This is a genomic window from Aureimonas sp. Leaf427, assembly GCF_001425485.1.
Classification (GTDB): Bacteria; Pseudomonadota; Alphaproteobacteria; order Rhizobiales; family Rhizobiaceae; genus Plantimonas.
Genome location: NZ_LMQW01000023.1, coordinates 14,275 through 28,606, shown reverse-complemented (window position 1 = coordinate 28,606; position 14,332 = coordinate 14,275). Strand labels below are relative to the sequence as shown.

The 14,332-nt window shown below is 66.6% G+C and carries 16 protein-coding genes; 5 read left to right on the top strand and 11 right to left on the bottom strand.

Translation table 11 applies throughout. The features are described from left to right. The first annotated feature begins 40 nt into the window (after nucleotides 1-40). Nucleotides 41-1,153 carry an S-(hydroxymethyl)glutathione dehydrogenase/class III alcohol dehydrogenase gene (locus ASG62_RS13465; protein WP_056691143.1) on the top strand — a complete coding sequence of 371 codons (1,113 nt, stop codon included), beginning with the start codon at nucleotides 41-43 and terminating at the stop codon, nucleotides 1,151-1,153. Nucleotides 1,154-1,162: 9 nt separating this feature from the next. After that, entirely contained in the window at nucleotides 1,163-1,996 is an 834-nt protein-coding gene (fghA, locus tag ASG62_RS13460; protein WP_056691140.1) for an S-formylglutathione hydrolase, read from the top strand. 12 nt (nucleotides 1,997-2,008) lie between these two features. On the opposite strand, the gene ASG62_RS13455 is transcribed toward fghA, so the two are convergent. Beyond that, nucleotides 2,009-2,962 (bottom strand): DMT family transporter, encoded by a 954-nt coding sequence (locus tag ASG62_RS13455; protein ID WP_056691137.1) that lies wholly within the window; start codon nucleotides 2,960-2,962, stop codon nucleotides 2,009-2,011. Between the two features lie 8 nt (nucleotides 2,963-2,970). Between ASG62_RS13455 and ASG62_RS13450 the strand changes: the two genes are divergently transcribed. The 3 genes from ASG62_RS13450 to ASG62_RS13440 all read left to right on the top strand — a co-directional run bounded on the left by ASG62_RS13450 (nucleotide 2,971) and on the right by ASG62_RS13440 (nucleotide 5,207). Next, on the top strand, nucleotides 2,971-3,480 hold the full coding sequence (locus ASG62_RS13450) for a YaiI/YqxD family protein (protein ID WP_082537064.1): 510 nt from the start codon (nucleotides 2,971-2,973) through the stop codon (nucleotides 3,478-3,480). Between the two features lie 123 nt (nucleotides 3,481-3,603). Next, complete coding sequence (locus ASG62_RS13445; protein WP_056691131.1) at nucleotides 3,604-4,422, top strand: cytochrome b/b6 domain-containing protein; 819 nt, start codon at nucleotides 3,604-3,606, stop codon at nucleotides 4,420-4,422. Beyond that, the gene (locus ASG62_RS13440; protein ID WP_056691127.1) at nucleotides 4,422-5,207 is read left to right on the top strand and encodes a molybdopterin-dependent oxidoreductase; all 786 of its coding nucleotides are present in this window, start codon (nucleotides 4,422-4,424) and stop codon (nucleotides 5,205-5,207) included. The genes ASG62_RS13445 and ASG62_RS13440 overlap by 1 nt, the downstream gene beginning before the upstream one ends. A 97-nt stretch (nucleotides 5,208-5,304) precedes the next feature. Here the strand turns inward: ASG62_RS13440 and ASG62_RS13435 are convergent, their stop codons facing one another. The 10 genes from ASG62_RS13435 to ASG62_RS13390 all read right to left on the bottom strand — a co-directional run bounded on the left by ASG62_RS13435 (nucleotide 5,305) and on the right by ASG62_RS13390 (nucleotide 14,273). After that, complete coding sequence (locus tag ASG62_RS13435) at nucleotides 5,305-6,054, bottom strand: ATP12 family chaperone protein (RefSeq protein ID WP_056691124.1); 750 nt, start codon at nucleotides 6,052-6,054, stop codon at nucleotides 5,305-5,307. Further along, nucleotides 6,051-6,758 carry an HAD-IA family hydrolase gene (locus tag ASG62_RS13430; protein WP_056691121.1) on the bottom strand — a complete coding sequence of 236 codons (708 nt, stop codon included), beginning with the start codon at nucleotides 6,756-6,758 and terminating at the stop codon, nucleotides 6,051-6,053. Before ASG62_RS13430 ends, ASG62_RS13435 begins: the two co-directional genes overlap by 4 nt. Beyond that, on the bottom strand, nucleotides 6,758-7,744 hold the full coding sequence (locus ASG62_RS13425) for an RluA family pseudouridine synthase (RefSeq protein ID WP_056692107.1): 987 nt from the start codon (nucleotides 7,742-7,744) through the stop codon (nucleotides 6,758-6,760). Before ASG62_RS13425 ends, ASG62_RS13430 begins: the two co-directional genes overlap by 1 nt. A gap of 34 nt (nucleotides 7,745-7,778) precedes the next feature. Continuing rightward, nucleotides 7,779-8,156 (bottom strand): fluoride efflux transporter CrcB, encoded by a 378-nt coding sequence (crcB, locus tag ASG62_RS13420; RefSeq protein WP_056692104.1) that lies wholly within the window; start codon nucleotides 8,154-8,156, stop codon nucleotides 7,779-7,781. After that, nucleotides 8,156-9,502, bottom strand: coding sequence for a replication-associated recombination protein A (locus ASG62_RS13415; RefSeq protein ID WP_056691118.1), 1,347 nt, complete (start codon nucleotides 9,500-9,502; stop codon nucleotides 8,156-8,158). The genes crcB and ASG62_RS13415 overlap by 1 nt, the downstream gene beginning before the upstream one ends. A gap of 16 nt (nucleotides 9,503-9,518) precedes the next feature. Continuing rightward, a complete protein-coding gene (locus tag ASG62_RS13410) occupies nucleotides 9,519-10,982 on the bottom strand; it encodes a DegQ family serine endoprotease (RefSeq protein WP_082537020.1) in 1,464 nt (487 codons plus the stop codon). A gap of 149 nt (nucleotides 10,983-11,131) precedes the next feature. Next, complete coding sequence (locus ASG62_RS13405) at nucleotides 11,132-11,311, bottom strand: hypothetical protein (protein ID WP_056691113.1); 180 nt, start codon at nucleotides 11,309-11,311, stop codon at nucleotides 11,132-11,134. Between the two features lie 208 nt (nucleotides 11,312-11,519). After that, nucleotides 11,520-12,545, bottom strand: coding sequence for an NAD-dependent epimerase/dehydratase family protein (locus ASG62_RS13400; protein WP_056691110.1), 1,026 nt, complete (start codon nucleotides 12,543-12,545; stop codon nucleotides 11,520-11,522). A gap of 119 nt (nucleotides 12,546-12,664) precedes the next feature. Beyond that, nucleotides 12,665-13,084, bottom strand: a complete 420-nt coding sequence (gene rplQ, locus ASG62_RS13395) for a 50S ribosomal protein L17 (RefSeq protein WP_056691107.1) — start codon at nucleotides 13,082-13,084, stop codon at nucleotides 12,665-12,667. 169 nt (nucleotides 13,085-13,253) lie between these two features. Next, a complete protein-coding gene (locus ASG62_RS13390) occupies nucleotides 13,254-14,273 on the bottom strand; it encodes a DNA-directed RNA polymerase subunit alpha (RefSeq protein WP_056691104.1) in 1,020 nt (339 codons plus the stop codon). Nucleotides 14,274-14,332 lie beyond the last annotated feature (59 nt).

Sequence of the window (14,332 nt, the reverse complement as noted above, 5' to 3'; positions counted from 1 at the left end):
GGACGGGGCGGAGCACCGTCAGCCCTTGGAGCCATTCCCCATGAAAACCAGAGCAGCCGTCGTCTTCGAAGCCGGAAAACCTCTCGAGATCGTCGAGGTCGACCTCGAAGGTCCGAAGGAGGGCGAGGTTCTCGTCGAGATCAAGGCGACGGGCGTCTGCCACACCGACGAGTTCACCCGCTCGGGTGCCGACCCCGAGGGGCTTTTCCCCGCCATTCTCGGCCATGAGGGCGCGGGCATCGTGGTCGACGTCGGCCCTGGCGTGAAGCATCTGAAGAAGGGCGACCACGTCATTCCGCTCTACACGCCGGAATGCCGCGAGTGCGAGTACTGCCTCCACCCGAAGACGAACCTCTGCCAGGCCATCCGCTCGACGCAGGGGCGCGGCGTGATGCCGGACGGCACGAGCCGCTTCTCCTACAAGGGCCAGGCGATCCATCACTACATGGGCTGCTCGACCTTCTCGAACCACACGGTCCTGCCCGAGATCGCTCTCGCCAAGATCCGGCCCGACGCGCCCTTCGACAAGGTCTGCTACATCGGCTGCGGCGTGACGACGGGCATCGGCGCCGTCATCAAAACGGCCAAGGCCGAACCCGGCTGCAAGGGCGTCGTCTTCGGCCTCGGCGGAATCGGCCTCAACGTCATCCAGGGCCTCAAGATGGTCGGCGCCGAGATGATCGTCGGCGTCGATCTCAACGACGACAAGAAGGAATGGGGCGAGCGCTTCGGGATGACGCATTTCGTCAATCCCGCGACGGTCGGCATGGAGAACCTCACCAACCATCTCGTCGAGCTGACCGGCGGCGGCGCGGACTATTCCTTCGAGTGCATCGGCAACACGAAGGTCATGCGCCAGGCGCTGGAATGCTGCCACAAGGGCTGGGGCGAATCGATCATCATCGGCGTCGCCGGTGCCGGCCAGGAAATCTCCATCCGTCCCTTCCAGCTCGTGACCGGCCGCGTCTGGCGCGGCTCGGCCTTCGGCGGCGCGCGCGGCCGCACGGACGTTCCCAAGATCGTCGACTGGTACATGCAGGGCCACATCCAGATCGACCCGATGATCACGCACACGATGCCGCTCGAAGACATCAACAAGGCCTTCGACCTCATGCATTCCGGCGAGTCGATCCGCTCCGTCGTGCTGTTCTAGGACGTGACGATGAAGACGATTTCGGAAACGAAGTCCCACGGCGGCGTGCAGGGCGTCTACGCCCACGCCTCCGAGGCGACGGGCACGGAGATGACCTTCGCGGTCTTCGTGCCTCCGCATGCCGCGTCCGCGCCCTGCCCGGTCGTGACCTACCTGTCGGGCCTGACCTGCACGCATGCCAATGTCATGGACAAGGGCGAGTATCGGCGCATGGCCGCCGAGCTCGGCCTCGTCGTCGTCTGCCCCGACACGAGCCCGCGCGGCGAAGGCGTGGCAAACGAGGAAGGCTGGGACATGGGCCAGGGCGCGGGGTTCTACCTCGATGCCACCGAGGCCCCCTGGGCTCCGCACTTCCGGATGGAGACCTACATTCGAGACGAGCTGCCTCGCCTCGTCTCCGAGAACTTCCCCGTAAACATCGACCAGCACTCGATCTTCGGCCATTCGATGGGCGGCCACGGCGCCTTGACGCTGGCGCTGAAGAACCCGGACCTCTACCGCTCGGCATCGGCCTTCGCGCCGATCGTCGCGCCGATCGAAGTTCCCTGGGGCCAGAAGGCTCTTCCGAAGTACCTCGGCGAGGACAAGGCTGCGTGGCGCCGCTACGACGCCTGCGCCCTCATCGAGGATGGCGCGCGCTTCCCCGAATTCCTGGTCGACCAGGGTCTCGGCGACAGCTTCCTCGAAGCGCAGCTTCAGCCGGAGCGGCTGGAGGCAGCCTGCGCCAAGGCGGGCATCGGACTGGTTCTGAACCGGCGGGAGGGTTACGACCACTCCTACTATTTCATCCAGACCTTCATGGACGACCACCTGCGCTACCACGCGGCCAAGCTCGCCGCTTAGCGCCTGCTGGCTTCAGATCGGATCGGTCGGCGGCAGCTCTTCGCGGCGCGCCGGCCGATCCGTCCAGACAAGCGCGATTCCCGAGGCGACGATGACGCCGATTCCAAGCCACTTCATCGGATCGGGAAAGTCGCCGAAGAACAGGAAGCCGAAGAGGGTCGCGGACACAATCTCCATATAGCCGAAGGGCGCCAGAAGCGACGCGGGCGCAAGGCTGTAGGCCTGGATGAACATGAGATGCGCGACGGTGGCGATCAGTCCGATCACCATGAGGAGCCCCCAGACGGTCCAGCCGATTGGCTCGATCAGCTGCAGCTCCCGGACGCCCGTTCCCGACGCCGCCGCCAGCACCGCCGTGATCGTCAGCATTCCGCCGAGGCCGGTGTAGAAGTGCAACGTCAAAGAAGACGTGGTCTTCGAGAGGTGCCGCCCGAGCACGAGATAGATCGAGACGACGACGGCGGTGAGAAGCGGCAGAAGCGCGACGGGACCGAGCGCCACGAAATTCGGCCGAATCACCAGAAGCGCTCCGCCGAACCCGACGACGACTGCGGCGATGCGCCGAGCATCCATTCGCTCGCGCAGGAACAGGACGGAGAGAACCGTCACCATCATCGGCTCGACGAAGAAGATGGCGATCGCATCGGCCAGCGGCATCGCCTTGAGGGCGATGAAGAAGGCGATCGTGCCGCCCGCGAGCAGAACGCCGCGAAGAAGGTTCAGCACCGGCTGGACCGTCCGCAGTCCCGCCCGCCCCTGAAGGGCCAGAAGCACCGGCAGGACCATGATCGTCTGGAGCGCGAATCGCGCAAAGGAAATCTGCCCGGCCGGCATTCCGTGATTCTCGCCGAGCAGTTTTGCGGCCGTGTCCAGAAGCGGCACGAGCAGCGAGCCGGCCACCATCAGCGAGACGCCCCGCGCCGGGGACTGCGAAGACGCGATTCCGAAACGGGCCGTTGTGCTCATGACCCGACATGGCAGATCGACCATGGCCGCGCTATGACGCCGCACGCTTGGAGGGAAACGATTTGACCACGCTCTACATCGACGCCGATGCCTGCCCCGTCAAAGACGAGGCGATCGAGATCGCCGGCCGCCACGACACGCCTTGCGTCCTCGTCTCCAACGGCGGCATGCGCCCCTCGCGCTATCCCGGCGCGCGGATCGTCACGGTCTCGGAAGGCGCCGATGTCGCCGACAACTGGATCGTGGAGGCGCTCGAGGCCGGCGACGTCGTCGTGACCGCCGACATTCCCCTGGCCGCCCGGGCGCTGGAGAAGCAGGCGCTCGTCCTCAACTCCGACGGACGCGACTTCACGCCGGAGTCGATCGGCACCGCGCTTTCCATGCGCGCGTTCAAACAGCACCTGCGCGAGACCGGCGAGAGCAAGGGCTACAACAAGAGCTACACGCCCGCCGACCGCTCCCGCTTTCGCCAGCGGCTCGACATCGCATTGCGCAAGGCGGTGCGTGCCGCGGAATAACCTTCACTGCACGAAGCCTTGATGACCGCGACGACGGCGGGCCTCCTGCCCGGCAAACGGCATGGTAGAACGGGTCCCATATCACGCTGCCGGTAGGCCGGTCGGCGCGGGAGGAGGCGATCCATGACGACGGACGCGGAGCGCGGCGGCGCTTTGATCTACAAGCAGCGCCTTGCGACGCGCGTGACGCATTGGGCCTGGGCGATATGCCTGTTCTTCCTGCTCCTGTCCGGGCTGCAGATCTTCATGGCGCGGCCCGATCTCTATATCGGCCATCAGTCCGGCTTCGAGTTCGACAATGCGGTCCTGACGATCGGCTCCGCCATCACCGACGGCGCGCGGCGGGGCTTCGTGGACCTTTTCGGGTGGCGTTTCGACACGACGGGCTGGCTCGGCGCGATCTGGGTGAACGGCACCCTCCAGCCGCGCACCTTCCCGACCTGGATGACCATCCCGAGCTATCGCGATCTCGGCTCCGGCCGCGTCGTCCACTTCTTCTTCGCCTGGGCGCTGGCCGCTACGCTTCTCGTCTGGCTCGTCGCCAGCCTCGCCAACGGGCACCTGAAACGCGACATCCTTCCTGGACGCGAGGATCTCCGCGAGTTCGGCACCGATGTCCGGGCGCATGCCCGCTTGGAATTCGATCGAAAGCGCGACTACAACGTCTTGCAGAAGCTCAGCTATTTCTCGATCCTCTGCGTCGCGCTGCCGCTGATGATCGCGACGGGCCTCGCCATGTCGCCGGGCACGAATGCGCTCGTCCCCTGGATCACGGACGTCTTCGGCGGACGCCAGACGGCGCGCACGATCCACTTCATCACCATGCTGGCGCTCGTCGGCTTCTTCGTGGTGCACATCGTCATGGTGCTCGCGGCCGGGCCGTTGAACGAGCTGCGCTCGATCGTCACCGGCTGGTATCGCACCGATGCGGAGACCGAGTGATGGCGAAAATCGAACTCTCCCGGCGCCGCTTCCTTACTGGTTCCGCCGTGACCGCGGCCGGCCTCTCCCTCACCGGCTGTTTCGACGCCGCGGGAGATCGCACGAGCGCCGTGCGCAGCGTGCTCGAGACCGCGAACTCGCTGACCTACCGCGTCCAGCGCATGCTGCTCGGCACGGACAGTCTCGCCAAGGAGTTCTCTGCGACCGAGATCCGCCAGGGCGCACGCCCCAACGGCACGATCGATCCGCAGGATGCCGACTATCTGAAACTCGCCGCGAACGGCTTCGCCGACTGGCGGCTGCAGGTCACGGGCCTCGTCGAGACGCCGCTCTCGCTCTCGCTGGCGGAGCTTCAGGCCATGCCCTCGCGCACGCAGATCACGCGGCACGACTGCGTGGAGGGCTGGAGCTGCATCGCGAAATGGACGGGCGTGCCGCTGGCCTTCGTGCTGGATCGGGCCCGGGTGCGCTCGGGCGCCCGCTTCGCCGTCTTCTCCTGCATGGATTCCTACGGCGGCGGCTTCACCGCTCCGGTGAAGTACTACGAATCGATCGATCTCGTGGACGCCCGGCATGCCCAGACCATCCTCGCCTATGGCTGCAACGACGAGGCGCTGCCCGTCGCCAACGGCGCGCCGCTGCGCGTCCGGATCGAGCGGCAGCTCGGCTACAAGATGGCCAAATACATCGCCGGCATCGAACTGACGGACAGCCTCGATCGCTTCGGCGGCGGCCGGGGCGGCTATTGGGAAGACAACGGCTACGACTGGTTCGCCGGAATCTGACACATTCGGCGCGAATCGCGTTGCGGAGCGTCCTGCGGCGTATCGAGACTCAAGGCGCCGTGGCGATCGCCGTCCCGGCGCCGATCAGCTGCGCCGATCACATCGCCTGCGGCGTCGGCGCCTCGGTCACGGCAGCGAGAAGCTCGGCCGCCGTCTCCATATCGACGAACCGAGCCGCGCGGCGAGCGCTCGCCTCCGCGTCGGCGCCCCAGAGTTCGATGTTCCAGTCTTCGTCGAGATGCGCCGCAGCCCAGGCGGCTTCCGCGTCGAGCCGGCCCTCGAGCAGTGCGAGCGCGATCAGCGCCGAGCCCGTCAGCGTCGTGATCTGGTGAAGCGCCGCGATGGCGAAGGGGTCGTTCACGCGCTCGATTCGCTCGCGAAAGGCCGAGATCGATTCCGCCGGCTGCGCGACATGCATCACGCCCTCGCCAAGAACGAACCGTCGCCCGAGCGAGACTTCCGCGCCCTTCAGGATCGGGTCCCAGATCGCCTGCTGCCGCGCCACAAAGCGCGCGGGTTCGCCGACGCGGTAGAAGAGAAGATCGGTCTCGACATAGCGCGCGAGATCGGCCCGCGTTTCCTCCGCCGTCTCCGCGATGCCGTCGATCACCGTGTTGACGAGCCGCGTCATTGGCATGGTCGCGGGATCGATGCGCTCGCGCTGCGCCTCCCATTCCGCCGCCATCGCGGCCGCCACTGGCTCGGCGGGCACGACGAGCGGGCGGCGAGCCGGTGTCTTCACCCCTCGCCCGTCGAGATGGACGGTGAAACCACCCGCCGCCGGAACGACCTCGACCGCCGTATAGAATCGCTTGGGAAGCTCGACCCGCTGCGGAAGATCACTCACGACAGCACCGCGCTGGTCCGCTCGGGTTCTGCATTTGCAGCCGCCGCGATCCAGCGGTCGATCAGACCGCCGAGCTCCGCGACATCGGCGGCGATCGCCGCGGCGCCCGCCTCGATCAGGTCCGGGCCGGAGCCGGCTCCCCAGGCGACGCCGAGGCCGGCGGCGCCGGCATTGCGGGCCATCGCCATGTCGAAGATCGCGTCGCCGATGACGATGGTGCGCTCGGGCGGAATGCCGGTTTCCGCGCAGCATTCCAGCACCATGGCCGGATGCGGCTTGGAGGGGCAGTCGTCGGCGGTGCGGATGGCGGAGAAGACGCCGTCCAGCTCGTGAGTGGCGACGACGGCATCGACCCCGCGCCGCGTCTTGCCCGTGACCATGCCGATTTGGATCGACGGCTCCGCATGCAGCCGCGAGAGCAGCTCCGGAATGCCCGAAAACAGCGTTTCGCGAAACGCCTGATCCTCGCGAATGCTGCGAAAGCTCGTGCGATAGTCCTCGACCATGGCGGGCAGGTCCGCCGGGTCCACGCTCGGCCGAAGCCTCTGGATCGCCTCGCCGAGGGAGAGGCCGATCACGGCATGGATCGCGGCCTCGACCGGCGGCTCGAAGCCGCTCAGGCGAAAGGTTCGGCGCATGGTCTCGGAGATCAGGCCGAAACTGTCGGCCAGCGTCCCGTCGCAGTCGAAAAGGATGAGGTGCATCAGTCGCCCGTCAAGGATTCGTCGAAGCCGAAGAGGTTCCAGGTCTGAACCATGTGCGGCGGCAGCGGCGCGGTCTGGTCGATGACGCCGCCCGCCGGATGCGGAATGACGATGCGCCGCGCATGGAGATGCAGCCGCTTCTGGACGCCGCTCGGGAAGTCCCAGTTCGTGTCGTGCTCGAAATACTTCGGATCGCCGAGGATGGGATGGCCGATATGGGCGGCATGGACGCGCAGCTGGTGCGTGCGCCCGGTATAGGGCTCGAACTCCATCCAGGCGAACTGCTGGGCGAGCTGGTCGATCAGGCGATAGTTCGACACCGCATGATCGGCGCCCTCGTCCCCATGCCGCGCGATGCGCATGCGGTCGCCATCCTCGGTCTGCTCCTTCACCAGATAGGTCGAGATCCGGCCTTCCTTCGGCGAGGGAACGCCCTTCACCAGCGCCCAATAGGTCTTCTTCGTGTCGCGCTCGCGGAAGGCCTTGGTCAACGACACGGCGGCGAGCCGCGTGCGGGCGACGACGAGAACGCCGGACGTGTCGCGATCCAGCCGGTGCACGAGACGCGGCTTCTCGCCCTTCTTGTTGCGCCAGGCTTCCAGCATGTCGTCGACATGACGCGCGACGCCGGAGCCCCCCTGCACGGCAAGGCCCGCCGGCTTGTTGAAGACGAGCACCTTCTCGTCCTCGTAGAGAAGCATCTGCGAGAGCACGTCGCCGTCTTCGCGGTTGCGCATCGTGCCCATGGTCAGCGGGCCGGTCTTCACGCGCGCCGCATCCGTGCCGATCGGCGGCACGCGGATCATCTGGCCGGGCGCGATCCGCGTGTCCGACTTCACCCGGCCGCCATCGACGCGAACCTGCCCGGAGCGCAGCAGCTTCTGGAGGTGGCCGAAGCCGAGTCCGGGATAATGGAGCTTGAACCAGCGATCGAGACGCAATCCCGCCTCGTCCGGCTCCACCTTCACCTGTTCAACTACCGACATCGACATTCCCTTCTCGCTCGGGAAGGCCATAGCATCAGGCGAGGTGACGTGCGAGGGCAAGCCCGGCGAAGAGCGCTCCGAGCCCGAGAAGGATCGATGCGGCAAGGTAGATGAAGGCGAGCCCAAGCTCTCCGCGCTCCGCCAGCGCGGCCACGTCGAGCGTGAAGGACGAGAAGGTGGTGAAGCCGCCGAGGAGCCCGGTGGCGAGAAGCAGTCGCAGGTCCGGCGACCCGCCGAACCGGCGCGCGAGAACCTCGACCAGCAGACCCATCGCGAAGGACCCGGCGAGATTGACCGCAAGCGTTCCCGCGGGAAAGGCGGGGCCGAAAAGTCTCGCGGCGCCGAGACCGACGAGATGGCGGAGCACCGACCCGACCGCACCGCCGAAGGCGACGAGGGCGATCTGCCGCATCATGGCTCGTCCGCCTCCGCCGCCCGCTCCTCGCGCAGCGCCTGCCAATGGCGCATGCGCTTGGCGAGCGTCGCCTCGAGGCCCCGTTCGACCGGGCGATAGAAGCTCTGGCGGCCGAGCTCGGTCGGAAAATAGTCCTGGCCGGAAAAAGCGTCGGGCTGGTCGTGGTCGTAGCGATAGCCCGTGCCGTATCCTTCGCCCTTCATCAGCTTCGTCGGCGCATTGAGAATGTGCTTGGGCGGCAGGAGCGAGCCGTTCTCCTTGGCCGCCCGCATCGCGGCCTTGTAGGCGGTGTAGAGCGCGTTCGATTTCGGTGCGGTGGCGAGATAGACCGTCGCTTCGGCCAGCGCGAGTTCGCCTTCGGGAGAGCCGAGGTAATCGTAGGCGTCCTTGGCGGCGGAGGCGACGACGAGCGCCTGCGGATCGGCGAGGCCGATATCCTCGCTCGCCATGCGCACCAGCCGGCGCCCGAGATAGAGCGGGTCCTCGCCCGCATCGAGCATGCGGCAGAGGTAGTAGAGCGCCGCGTCCGGGTCCGATCCGCGCACCGACTTGTGGAGCGCCGAGATCAGATTGTAGTGGCCGTCCTGGCCCTTGTCGTAGACCGGCGCCCGGCGCTGGACGATCGTCTGAAGCTCCACGGCGTCGAAGGTCTCGCCGGGCTTGGCCGCGCGCCAGACCTCCTCGGCCAGCGTCAGAACGGCCCGCCCGTCCCCGTCGGCCAGCCGAAGCAGAACGGCGCGCGCCTCCTCGTCGAGCGGCAGCGGCTTGCCTTCCACCTCCTCCGCCCGAACGACGAGTCGGCCGAGGCTTTCGGCCTGATGCGGGTGGAAGGTGAGAACGCGCGCACGCGACAGGAGAGCGGCGTTCAGCTCGAACGACGGATTCTCCGTCGTCGCGCCGACGAGCACGACGGTCCCGTCTTCCATCACGGGCAGGAAACTGTCCTGCTGCGCGCGGTTGAAGCGGTGGATCTCGTCGACGAAGAGCAGCGTCTGTCGCCCGTTCCCGCGCCGCATCCGGGCCGTCTCGAACACCTTCTTCAGGTCCGCGACGCCGGAGAAGATCGCGGAAATCTGCTCGAAGGCGAAGTCGACCTCGTTGGCGAGAAGCCGCGCCACGGTCGTCTTGCCCGTGCCGGGCGGGCCCCAGAAGATCATCGAACCGAGCGTGCCGCTCGCCAGCATCCGCGAGAGCACGCCGTTCTCGCCGGTCAGATGCTCCTGCCCGACGACCTCGGACAGAAGCCGCGGCCGCAGCCGGTCGGCGAGCGGGCGGGACGCATCCGGCGCGGCATTCCGATCCCGGCGCTCGGTCGGCGGCGCTTCGCCGAAAAGGTCCGCCATCGCCCTGCCCTTCCGCTCAGCGCACGCGCTGCGTCAGACGCTTGCCGTCACGCTCGATCTCGAAGACCCAGCCTCGGCGCCCGTCGGCCGCCAGCTTGTCCAGCGCCGCCGTCGTGTCCACCGCGCGCCCGTTCACCGAAACGACGATGTCCTTCGCCTGCAGGCCGAAGCGGGCGGCGAAGGACCGCGGCTCGACCTCGGTGACGACGACGCCCTTCAGCGTCTGCGTCATGTCGAGTTCATCGGCAAGCCGTGGCGACAGGTTGGCGACGGTGGCGCCCGAGAAGGGCGTCTCGCCCCCGATATGCTTGGCCTCCCGCGCCGGGACCTCCGGCGGCGCGGCCAGCGAAAGCGTCAGGGTCTTCGAGGCGCCGTTGCGGTTCACCTCGAGCTGCACCGACTTGCCGATTCCGGCGGTCGCCAGACGGTAGCCCAGCGTATCGGGATTGCCGATGGCGAACCCATCGATCGACATGACGACGTCGCCGGGCTCGACGCCCGCCTTCTCCGCCGGGCCGCCCGGATAGAGCGATTCGACGAGCGATCCCGCCGGGCGCTCCAACCCCACGGCCTCCGCGATGTCGGACGTCACGGGCGCGAAGGTCGCGCCGATGAAGGGCCGCTCGAAGCGCCCGCCGTTGCGCGCCGCCTCGACGAAGACGCGCACCATATTGGACGGGATGGCGAAGCCGATGCCGTTCGAACCGCCCGAGCGCGAATAGATCGCCGTGTTCACGCCGAGCAGCTCGCCACGCATGTCAATCAGCGCGCCGCCGGAATTGCCGGGATTGATCGCGGCATCGGTCTGGATGAAGTAGCCGAAATCATTGACGCCGATATGGGTCCGCGCAAGCGCCGAAACGATGCCGTTCGTCACGGTCTGGCCGATGCCGAAAGGGTTGCCGATGGCGAGCACGAGATCGCCGATATCCACCTCGTCGGAGTCGGCCAGCTTCAGCGCCGGAAACGGCTCGTCGCCGTCGATCTTGAGAACGGCGAGATCGGCGCGCTCGTCCTTCATGAGGATGCGAGAGGTGAACTCGCGCCCATCGGACAGCGCGACCTTCACCTCGTCGGCATCCTTGATGACGTGGTTGTTCGTCACGATCAGGCCGCTCGCATCGACGACCACCCCGGAGCCGAGCGAGGATTCGATTCGCGGCTGCTGACGAAAGCGCTGGCCGAAGAACTGCTCGAAGAAGGGATCGCCCTCGAAGGGCGACCGGGCGACGAGCTTGCGCGCGGCATAGACGTTGACCACGGCCGGCGCGCTCGTCTTCACGAGCGGCGCGAAGGAAAGCTTGATCTCGGCGGCATCCTGCGGGACCGCCGTCGGCGAAGTCGCGGGGGCGATCGGGACGGGAGCAGTCTGGGCCTGAGCGACGGCGCCCGGAGCTGCGCCGAAGAACGTCGTCGCGAGAGGCGCCCCGGCGAGCAGCGCGATGGCCGCCGTGCCGAAGAGAAAGGATTTCCGGATCATGGAAGGAAGCCTTGATCGATTGCGATTTCCGCCCCGACATAGGCCTCGACGGCGTCCGACGCCAGAAGCGTCCCTGAAACCGCCAACGAAAAAGGGGCCGCCGACGCGACCCCTCTTCGAAATCAGATCGGTGGAAAAGAGGCCTCGCCTCAGCGGGCATCCACCGTGGACGACACGGGCGCCAGCGGCTGCATCGAGCCGTTCGGCAGCTCGGCCGTGGCATAGCTCGCCGTCAGAACGCCGAAGGCGCCGAGGGCTCCGAGAAGGGTCAGCAGGGTGCGGCGCATGGAGAGCTTGCTCGTGTTGTTGTCGGTGGCAGCATCTTGCATTTGATTCATTTCATCCACGTAAATCACGCCACAATTCCCGGCGACGCGTCCCCTCATCGCCATGGAAATGCCATCAGGCGCCGAAGGTTGCGCTGCTCGACCACGAATAACCGCTTCGATGCGATGCCTATCGCATGTGTTGCAGATTGACCGCTATCGCGCCTGCGCAACACCCACAGGAAAGCTCCGGTCCCTCACCCTTTCCCCTTCAACGTCTGACGAGACCGAACCGGATCAGGTCCTCGCCCGTCGCCCGGATCGCCTCCTCCGGGGAGTGGAAACGAAGACCGAGAAGCTCCTCCGCCGGCGTCGTATCGAGGATCTTCGTCACCCCGAGCTCGGGCGCGACGCTCGCCGCCAGCGGCACGAATCGCGCGGCGATGCGAACGAGCCCGTCAGGAATCGTGGCCCTCGGCATGCGCCGGCGAAAGTCAGGAAAATCCTTCGCGACGGCCCTCCCGATCTCGCGGAGGCTTCGCGAACCCGCCGAAAGAAGAAAGCGTCGCCCTGCCGCTTCTGGCACGAGCATCGCCCGCAGATGAGCCTCTGCCACGTCCCGGACATCCACGATGCCAATATTGACGTCAGGGACGACCGGCAGGCGCCCCTGCATCATCATCCTTAGGAGGCTGATCGACGATCCCACCCGTTGGTCGGCCAGCGGCCCCAGCACCAGCGCCGGGTTGACGGTCGCCAGTTCGAGGCGCGAATCCGAAACCGCATCCCAGGCCGCTCGCTCGGCGAGCGTCTTCGAAATCGCATAGGCGGAGATCGAGGGACTCTCGACGTTCGAGACGTTGGCCTCGGTGTAACGCGGGTCCAGCCGTCCCTCGTGCCCATAATAGACGGCTGCGACCGAGGAGGTCAGCACCAGCCGCTCGACGCCCGCGCGATCGGCCGCCGCGACCACACGCAGCGCCCCGCCCTTCGCGGTCGGCACCAGCGCATGACGATCCCTCGGTGTGCCCGCCGGAAAGGGCGACGCCGTGTGGAGGACGTAGCGAACACAGCGCATCGCCTCGTCCCAACCGTCGTCCCGGTCGAGATCCGCATCCACGATCTCCAGCCCTGACGGATCGCGCGCGCCGTCTATCAGCACCGCCCGCGCCTCGTCCGCGCGATCCCGCGACCGCACCGTTCCGCGAACGGCGAAACCGGAGTCAAGAAGGAGCCCTGCGACATGCTTGGCGATGAAGCCCGACACACCCGTGACCAGGACGCGATCCTTCGCCATGCCGCCTCTCCCTCGACCTCGACGGGCCATATGTTCCAAAGTGCCGACATCGAACAGGCACCCAAACGCAAAAAGGGCCCCGAGGGGCCCTTCGCGCATTAATCTCTGAGAAGAAGCGATTACGCCTCGTCGCCACCCTCGGCGGCAACGCGGTCGCGGTCGATCTGGCCGCGGGCGTTGGGGTCGCGATCGACGAACTCGATGACGGCCATCGGAGCGTTGTCGCCGCGCCGGAAGCCGGCCTTGAGCACGCGGCAATATCCACCCTGGCGCTCGGCGTAGCGCGGCGCGAGCGTGTCGAAGAGCTTCTTGATGCAGGTCTCGTCGCGCACCTGGCTGATGGCCTGACGACGGGCATGGAGATCGCCGCGCTTACCGAGCGTGATCATCTTCTCCATGATCGGGCGAAGATCCTTCGCCTTCGGGAGCGTGGTGACGATCTGCTCATGCACAATCAGCGACGCCACCATGTTGGCGAACATCGCCTTGCGGTGTTCGTGGGTGCGGTTCAGCTTGCGGCCGCGATTGCCGTGACGCATGGGTTCGTTCCTCTTGAAATCGCCGGACTTTGCCGGGGGTCGGCATCCTCGCTATCCCGATCCGTAGAACGGGCGCATGTGCCTTTGAATGATTGGGTTTCGAAGGATCGAAGCCTTCGAACAATTGGCATGCGAAGGCCGCCGCCCGGAGGCGACGGCCCTTGTCGGTTTAGTACTGGTCTTCGTAGCGCTTGGCCAGATCGTCGATGTTCTCCGGCGGCCAGGCACTGACTTCCATGCCGAGATGCAGGCCCATCGACGCGAGGACCTCCTTGATCTCGTTCAACGACTTGCGTCCGAAGTTCGGGGTGCGGAGCATTTCCGCCTCGGTCTTCTGGATGAGGTCGCCGATATAGACGATGTTGTCGTTCTTCAGGCAGTTCGCCGAACGGACCGAAAGCTCCAGCTCGTCGACCTTCTTGAGAAGCGCCGGGTTGAACGCCAGCTCCGCGATGTGCTCCTCGGCACCGCGCGTCTCGCGCTGCGGCTCCTCGAAGTTGACGAAGATCGAAAGCTGGTCCTGCAGGATGCGGGCGGCATAGGCGACCGCGTCCTCACCCGTGATCGAGCCGTCGGTCTCGATCTGCATGGTCAGCTTGTCCTTGTTCAGGTCCTGACCCTCGCGGGTGTTCTCGACCTTGTAGGACACCTTCTTCACCGGCGAGAAAAGCGAGTCGACCGGGATCAGCCCGATCGGCGCGTCTTCGGCGCGGTTCTGGTCGGCCGGGACGTAGCCCTTGCCGGTGTTGACCGTGAACTCCATGCGGATCTCGGCGCCCTCGTCGAGCGTGCAGATCTCGTGATCGGGGTTCAGGATCTCGATATCCCCGACCGTCTGAATGTCGCCGGCCTTGACGACGCCGGGGCCCGACTTGCGAAGCACCATGCGCTTGGGGCCTTCGCCCTGCATGCCGATCGCGATTTCCTTGACGTTGAGGACGATGTCCGTGACGTCTTCGCGCACGCCCGCGATCGAGGAGAACTCGTGCAGAACGCCGTCGATCTGGATCGCGGTGACGGCCGCGCCCTGGAGCGAGGAGAGAAGCACGCGGCGGAGCGCGTTGCCGAGCGTCAGGCCGAAGCCGCGCTCCAGCGGCTCAGCCGTCAGCGACGCCTTCGTGCGGCTTCCGCCGCTCTTGAAGACGACCTGGTTCGGCTTGGTCAGGTCCTGCCAATTGCTGGAAATCATGGCACTTGCCCTTCAGTTACCTCGCCACCATCCAATCGTGGCGATAGGTCTGATTCGAG